Source organism: Lutibacter sp. HS1-25 (assembly GCF_004121075.1).
In the GTDB taxonomy this organism is placed as follows: Bacteria; Bacteroidota; Bacteroidia; order Flavobacteriales; family Flavobacteriaceae; genus Lutibacter.
Genome location: NZ_RHLN01000054.1, coordinates 1 through 2,333, shown reverse-complemented (window position 1 = coordinate 2,333; position 2,333 = coordinate 1). Strand labels below are relative to the sequence as shown.

Here is a 2,333-nt window from a genome sequence, read left to right as displayed (position 1 = left end):
GACCGGAACAACTTTGGGTAAGTGATATTACCTACATTAAAACTCAAAATGGGCATAATTACTTAGCTTTAGTCACAGATGCTTATTCAAAGCAAATTATGGGCTATAAACTAGCTTCTCATATGAAAGTATCATTATGTTTAGATGCGCTTAAAATGGCTGTTAAGAACCGTAAATACCCTACTGAAAAGATAATACATCACTCAGATAGAGGTTTTCAATATTGCAACCCTGAATATACAAATTTCGCTGAAAATAATGGCTTAACTATGAGTATGACTGAACAATACGATCCATATGAAAACGCTGTTGCTGAAAGAATTAATAGAACCCTGAAATATGAATATGGACTTAAAAAAGTAATCAAAAACACAACATTCGCTAAGAAAATTGTCAAAAATGCAGTACATATTTACAACAACCTTAGACCGCATTTTAGCCTGGATTTAAGGAAGCCTTTTGAGGTTCATAACAATCCTAACATCAAATATAAATCGTATCGAAAAAAACATGTAAATTTACTCGAACTTAAAATTTAAGAACTGACCTAGTTCAAATTATTTTTTTGCCTTCTAAACGGCTAAAAAAAATATTTTGAACGGTTAAAGTAACCAAAAAAATGGTCAACCTATTTCAGTATAATACAATTAAAAAAATAATTGCTACAAAATGAAAAACTACAACTAAAAATGATAGCTGAATCGAAAAATATTAGCCTTCGAGTTGAGATAAAAAACAAAGAACCTTTAGAGCTTATAGAGTTAACAAAATCGCTTACATCTTTATCTAATCAGTATAATTCTTATTCAGAAAATAATGGATTTACTGAAGATGAAAGACACGCAAAATTATACATAAAGGAAATCAAATCTGGAAGTGTTATTTTAGATTTAATGGAATATGCTTCAATTGGTGTAATCCCGTTTGTTGAAAATGTAAACACTATTGTTGGATTTGCAGATTATTTTGGTAAAGCTGTCAAATATTTCATTAAAGGAGATGGGGAAAAACCTGAACTTACGATACAAGATTGTAAAGATTTGAGTCAAATAGTGAGTCCTATTGCAAAGGATAATGGTTCTCAATTAAATATGAGTGTAAAAATAGATGGAGATTTTCATCAGCATATTTATTTAGATTCTAGAGATGCTAATGCATTGCAAAATTTATTAAAACAAGAAATAAAAGAAAAATTAGAACCTAAAACAGGAGATTTAATTGAAAATGCAATTATGGTTTTCTATCAAACGAGAAATAAAATTGATGGAGTTAGTGGAAACAAAGTAATTATTGATGATGCTGTTAAGGGAAAGCCTTTAAATGTTGTTTTCGCTGATAAAAAACTAAAAAGAAAAATTTTAAAGGGAGATTATAATCCTAATAATTTTGCATTTCAAGTTGATGTGAAAATTAAAACATCCGATGGGAAAATAATTGCATATGAGGTTATTAAATATCACGATAAATTTCCTTTAGAGGATGTTTAACGAATAGGAAAATAATGAACACAAACCAAACAACTAATAGCAACAACTCATAAAATTTATGCTTACATTTAAACTAAATAACGAACTGACAAACATTCAACAAACGATTTACTACGTCCGAAAAATCTCCGATTTTCCAGTCGCACAAATCTTATAAAAGCCCGTTGTATGCAATTAAAAAAATTGTACTTTCCTGAAATAGGTTGACTAAAAATTAGACAACTTAAACAACGAAAGTATGAAAGAACAAAAAGTACCCTGCCGAAAAAAATCCTATGAAAAAGTGGGTTTTGATTTAAAATTACTCGTTATTGACCAAATTCAAAATGGTCGTATTTCAATTAATTATGCTGCTAAAAAATACAATATTTCAAGATCTTCTATTGACTATTGGTTAAAAAAATATAGTACTTTAGAGCAAAAGAAATTAGGAATGAGCAAAAAAGACGAAATCAAAAAATTAAAGCAAAGAATTGAAGAATTGGAGTTTGTAAAAGACTTCCAGCAAGACATAATTGCGGATATGGAACTTATTACTGGTGTGGATTTAGCAAAAAAGTCATTGCCCAAAACATTAGCCGACGAGATTCAAAAAAAGAAACAAAACCGTTTAAAAGAAAATGGTTAATCGAGTGTTTTGGGATTAGCAAACAAGCCTTCTATAAGCGCTTAAAATCTCAACAAATCAAAGAAAATAATGAACAACAATTAATTCTGTTGGTCAAACAATATCGCAATAAAGTCAGTCAACAAACTGGTGGGCTGAAGCTTCATTCTGCACTTAAATCTCAAATGAAAAACCTTAATATTAGTATTGGACGCGACAAGTTCTATCGGTTCTTAAGA

At 29.6% G+C, this 2,333-nt stretch carries 3 protein-coding genes; all 3 read left to right on the top strand.

Annotated features, from left to right (window positions below; all coding sequences use genetic code 11):
* Positions 1-539, top strand: a 539-nt coding sequence (locus EC396_RS12005) for an IS3 family transposase (RefSeq protein WP_129366924.1), incomplete at its 5' end; no start/stop codon positions are given.
* 150 nt (positions 540-689) lie between these two features.
* Complete coding sequence (locus EC396_RS12000) at positions 690-1,487, top strand: hypothetical protein (RefSeq protein WP_129366923.1); 798 nt, start codon at positions 690-692, stop codon at positions 1,485-1,487.
* A 238-nt stretch (positions 1,488-1,725) separates the two neighbouring features.
* Positions 1,726-2,115: a helix-turn-helix domain-containing protein gene (locus tag EC396_RS11995; RefSeq protein WP_129366715.1), complete on the top strand. Its 390-nt coding sequence runs from the start codon at positions 1,726-1,728 to the stop codon at positions 2,113-2,115.
* Positions 2,116-2,333 lie beyond the last annotated feature (218 nt).